Origin of the sequence: Mesorhizobium sp. M6A.T.Cr.TU.017.01.1.1, assembly GCF_004023115.1 — a bacterium.
Lineage (GTDB): Bacteria > Pseudomonadota > Alphaproteobacteria > Rhizobiales > Rhizobiaceae > Mesorhizobium > Mesorhizobium mediterraneum.
Map to the genome: position 1 here is coordinate 1 of NZ_RZTA01000216.1, position 4663 is coordinate 4663.

Annotated in this window: 3 protein-coding genes and 2 pseudogenes; 3 read left to right on the forward strand and 2 right to left on the reverse strand. The window is 57.9% G+C overall.

The features are described from left to right. The 3 genes and pseudogenes from EOB36_RS33185 to EOB36_RS33195 form a co-directional block, all read left to right on the forward strand. Positions 1–149: pseudogene (locus EOB36_RS33185) on the forward strand (beta-ACP synthase); the annotation flags it as partial. 771 nt (positions 150–920) lie between these two features. Beyond that, positions 921–1964: pseudogene (gene nifA, locus EOB36_RS33190) on the forward strand (nif-specific transcriptional activator NifA); the annotation flags it as partial. 585 nt (positions 1965–2549) lie between these two features. Then, entirely contained in the window at positions 2550–3116 is a 567-nt protein-coding gene (locus tag EOB36_RS33195) for a sugar O-acetyltransferase (protein WP_029356595.1), read from the forward strand. A gap of 307 nt (positions 3117–3423) precedes the next feature. Here the strand turns inward: EOB36_RS33195 and EOB36_RS33200 are convergent, their stop codons facing one another. Both EOB36_RS33200 and nifT read right to left on the reverse strand, forming a co-directional pair. After that, positions 3424–4317, reverse strand: coding sequence for an SIR2 family protein (locus tag EOB36_RS33200; RefSeq protein ID WP_128286552.1), 894 nt, complete (start codon positions 4315–4317; stop codon positions 3424–3426). Positions 4318–4351: 34 nt separating this feature from the next. After that, the gene (nifT, locus tag EOB36_RS33205; protein ID WP_128286553.1) at positions 4352–4564 is read right to left on the reverse strand and encodes a putative nitrogen fixation protein NifT; all 213 of its coding nucleotides are present in this window, start codon (positions 4562–4564) and stop codon (positions 4352–4354) included. Positions 4565–4663 lie beyond the last annotated feature (99 nt).

The window sequence follows — 4663 nt, forward strand, 5'->3', positions numbered from 1 at the left end:
CGCCGACCGCCAACTATCGCGAGCCAGATCCCGCTTGCGACCTCGACATCACACCCAATGTGCCGCGCGAGCGCAAGGTGCGCGTCGCCATGAGCAACGCCTTCGCCATGGGCGGCACGAACGCAGTTCTGGCATTCAGGCAGGTGTAGAAGCCATGCAAGACGCCTCATTTGAGGTCACCTGTCGTATCTAGCTGCTTGAGGGGCGGGGCATTGTGAAACAGGGGGAGCTATGTGGCCCCTCTTTCTCGGCTCGACGATGTGGAAGGAGCCTGTGCGGCGAAACGGGCCGACGCCCCCCAGGCCCAGAACTTGGGCGAAACCAACTCCCACCAAAGCACAGCCGCTTTAGTAGCCGAACAATGAAGCCTCGCTCGACGAGCCGCCGCCTCTACTGTCAGCGGCATCACGCGGTTGAAGCGAACAGCGCAGCGGCTACTGTTTCCCGCACAACTCGGACGGCAATTGGGACAAGTCCGCACATGTCGTCACGTACGCTGAACGCCGCAGGTACAGCCAAATTGGGGGCGGGGCGTTTCTGCCGTTTTGATAGAATTCTATCAAACTGACAATTTTCCTTGCACGAATGCAAGGAGAGCTCGATTGACTCCCCTCCTTTCTTGTCAAGGATGGGTTTGCAGGCTGCGGTGCGGCAGAAGCCGGACAGAACGGCGACCGCTCGAGTAAAGGCCTGCGCAAACAAGCGCGCATATTGCGGGCGCCCGCACGGAGGAGAAGACGCTCGTCCTGGTGAAAGACAACGATGCTCAGGCGCCATTGCCATTTGCCGAGGGCGTCCGCGCGCCGGAAATTTCGAAGCAACAAAGGTGAGATCGAGAATGATGATGGCGAAATACAACACAGCTCACCGTCCAGTGCAGTTCTACCGGCGGGTGGCGGAGTGGGATGGGCTGCCAAATGGAACGTAAAAAGATCAGCAAGGAGATGCTTGGCGATAGTCAGGCACTGCGCAAGCTGCGTGAGCACCTTGTCAAGGTGGCCAAGGCGAAGACTACGGTCCTGTTGCGAGGTGAATCCGGAACCGGCAAGGAGCTGGTTGCCAAAGCCATTCACGAGCTCTCGCCTCGCGCCAAGCAGCCCTTCATCAAGGTCAATTGCGCGGCGCTCACCGAGACGCTTCTGGAATCTGACTTGTTCGGTCATGAGAAGGGTGCCTTCACCGACGCGAGCAGTTTGCGCAAGGGGCGCTTTGAGGCTGCCGACAAAGGCACATTGTTTCTGGACGAGATTGGCGAAATATCAGGTTCGTTCCAGGCTAAGCTGCTGCGTGTCCTGCAGGAGCAGGAGTTTGAGCGCGTCGGCAGCAACCACACCATTAAAGTTGATGTTCGCGTGATTGCCGCAACGAACAGGGACTTGGAAACGGCAGTTCAACGCAAGGAGTTCCGGCAAGACCTCTATTATCGCATCAACGTCGTCACTTTACGCGTGCCGGCATTGCGCGAAAGGCGAGGTGATATTCCGCTCTTGGCCGCTCAGTTTCTCAAGAATTTCAATACTGAGAATGATCACACGCTGACCTTCGCTCCCGAAGCGATTGAGGTGCTAATGAACTGCGAATTTCCAGGTAACATCCGAGAGCTCGAAAACTGCGTTCAACGGACGGCAGTTCTGGCGACGGGTCCATCAATCCTCAGAACTGACTTTGCCTGTTATGCGGATCAGTGCTTGGCCGCGGCGCTGTGGAAGAACGGACCGCCGACGTCAGAGAAGTCGACTACGATCGAGCCTTCCGCCGCCTGTGCCGCCCCGCCCGTCGGCGACGGGCAAGCGCCGATAGGCCCTGCCACGACTCGTGGTAGGGTGCCCGATGCCGATACGGTCATTGCTGCCATGGAAAAGTGTGGCTGGGTGCAGGCAAAGGCGGCGCGCCTGCTCGGTTTGACCCCGCGCCAGATCGGCTACGTGCTGAGAAAACGCGGTATCGAGATCAAGCGTCTCTGAAACAACCCGCCGAGCAAGAGCTGGAGCAGGTCAAGCATTGGTGCTCTGGCGCCGAGCCCATCGGCCAGGCTTACGAGTGGGTGTGAACAGCGCTGCCAAGATTCCGGCCGTGTGCTTTCTACCACCAGTCGTACTGGGGCTCTGCGACTGACAAACTAAAAAGGAGTAATCCTATGGCTAGTAACTTCGCTCTACACCGCAAGGGCAAATCAATTCGACGTGCCTGAAATCCAGAAATAATCGATGTATCATTGGTGACACGCCAGCATGCGTAGAGGCGACGCGCAGATCTCCGCTGGCGGGACCTGGTCGATACATTAGCTGATGGCTTACCGCTCGATATCACGCAATCTGAGATGGGCATGAAAGTGAGTTCGACCGCTGGACAGTTGCCGACTTCGTCAGGTATTGGCCCCTGCGACCGGTTGATCTGCGATATCCAAATTCTTGGAAGTTGGTCGAGACGAAACTGTCGCCCCGGCTCGTGACCGACCGCGCGCCCGGCAAGACCGAGTTACAAAGTTGCCGAGGCAGTTTGATGTGCGTTCCTGCATCACTGTAGGGGACACAACCTGACGGGAGACTATGATGCGTAGCCAAAAAGAAAAGATGCTCGCAGGCGAGTTTTACAATGCGGCGGATCCGGAGATCCAAGCTGACCTGTTGGCCACCGGGGCTTGGCTCAAGCGGTACAATGATACGCTGGGGCAGACCACGGGGCATTGGCATGAGCTTTTGTCCGAGCGGCTGGGAGAGGTTGGGCGCGGAACGGTCATCCGTCCGCCCTTTTTTTGCGACTACGGATTCAATATCCGCATTGGAGCCAATGCCTACATCAACTTCAACTGCGTTATTCTTGACGTGGTAGAGGTCAAAATCGGGCAAGGAACGGCAATTGGGCCTGCTGTGCAGATTTATACCGCCGATCATCCACATGATGCCGAGCAGCGGCAGGCCGGCCTGCAGGTCGGGCGTCCTGTTCGCATTGGCAGCCGTGTCTGGATCGGCGGTGGAGCAATCATTCTGCCTGGCGTCACGATTGGTGATAATGCAGTGGTAGGCGCTGGCTGCGTGGTCACACGAGATGTTCCCGCCGGGGCAAAGGTAGTGGGAATTCCTGCTCGCGTGGCCGACCCACATAAACAGGCATAATCAACCTCGTTGACCCTGGAGGTGCATGCGAACTGTCGAAACTGTGCCGAATTTTTGTCGAAGCCATTGAGCGCTGCATATATTGTCGCGACTCGGGCGCTTCAGTTCTTTTGCCACGGGGGTCACAAGATCATGTGCGTAATGCCGCCGCAACGTGCTCACGTCCCGCAGCAGCGGACCCTTTCACATGGCCCAACGAATTCAGAGCCTCCGTTGTGCTGCCACTAGCATTACTGCTCACGAATGTATTCCCAACTGAGTTTTCGCCCTTGGAGGCAAGCAGCGACTCACCAGCAATCGCCGGCCATTAATCCTGGCTAGCATCGACCCCGACGAGGCGAGCCGCGGCGTTGCGGATCGGCATGTCGATGACCGTGATTGCGCCTTCGGCAAGGAAACGACGTTCGTTTCTGGTCAGCGTAGCCGAATCGATCACCGCAAAATGTGGGCCAGTGGAGCGCTTCATCAGCTGTCTGGCATATGTGCGCAGCATCTGATCGTTGAAGCGGCAGCCCACGAAGAAAAAACCCCGGTTGACGCGCCGTTGCTTCACCGCGTCCGGGATCGGCGTCTGGATATCAATTTCGGTTAGGACTTCGACGTAATCGGAATCAGCCACGAGGAAGTTTGCGGCCGGCCTGACGCTGCCGTGCGGCGCATAGAGCACCGTCCTAGCCACTTGTTCGGCCTCGAGTTCTGTTCCTGACAAATCGTAAGTTCTCGTCCAGATGTTACCGATTCCGGTCGCGCGCGTCGTTCCTTGTATCTCGACAACGTCTGTTTGGCCGGCCTCTGCAAGGGCTGCTCGCATGGCGCCATCGTACCAGCTGTCGATGATGACAGACAGTTGAAGGGTTGCGAGCCAGGCGTGAAGAACGGTCGGCTCGGCGGGGGCTGCGAATATCTCCGCCATCCACGTTTGGAGAGTCCGACGATGTCGGCGCTGCTCGATAAACTGCGCGACCGACCACATATTGGTGCGAATCCTGGAAGGGGCAGGCGCCCGCTTGTTGAGCGCCGCGGCGACATCTTCAGGGGTGCAAGGTACAGGTGATTCCAGTGCGTTAAGCTGCAGAAGACCAGGACCGAGATAGGGGATCACTCGATCGGCCTTGAGAGCGCCGTTCAGCAGGTCAATCAGCTTTTTGGCAAAACTGCCCCGGACGACGACGAGATGGTCCCAGCTCAGCATCGTGTTCATACGCGTTTCCTCTCCGCCACTGAACCCACCGGCATCAGGCCCCGTCGGAAATCTTCATCGCCTCGACGGTGATCGGCAAACGCGTATCGCGCGGAAGGTCGGGCAGCATGAGCCGCCAACCGTTCCTGAGCATCACGGTCCCGCCCCATAAGTCAGCGTTCTCAATCTCGGTGATCGGCTCTTCGAGATCCTTCTTGGGAACATAAGCCGACAAGCCAGTAGCGGTCCTGCGAATCATTACTTTCATCCGGCTGTTCCTCCGTTGGAAATGCCTTCAGCTCCGCAGGGAACCTCGACTTTGTCGAGGCTAATGAGTTCGCGCGCTCGCATGCCGACGACCGTGCCA

Coding starts and splice junctions, on each gene's coding strand:
- EOB36_RS33195 (WP_029356595.1), top strand. CDS start 2,550: ATGATGCGTAGCCAAAAAGAAAAGATGCTCGCAGGCGAGTTTTACAAT.
- EOB36_RS33200 (WP_128286552.1), bottom strand. CDS start 4,317: ATGAACACGATGCTGAGCTGGGACCATCTCGTCGTCGTCCGGGGCAGT.
- nifT (WP_128286553.1), bottom strand. CDS start 4,564: ATGAAAGTAATGATTCGCAGGACCGCTACTGGCTTGTCGGCTTATGTT.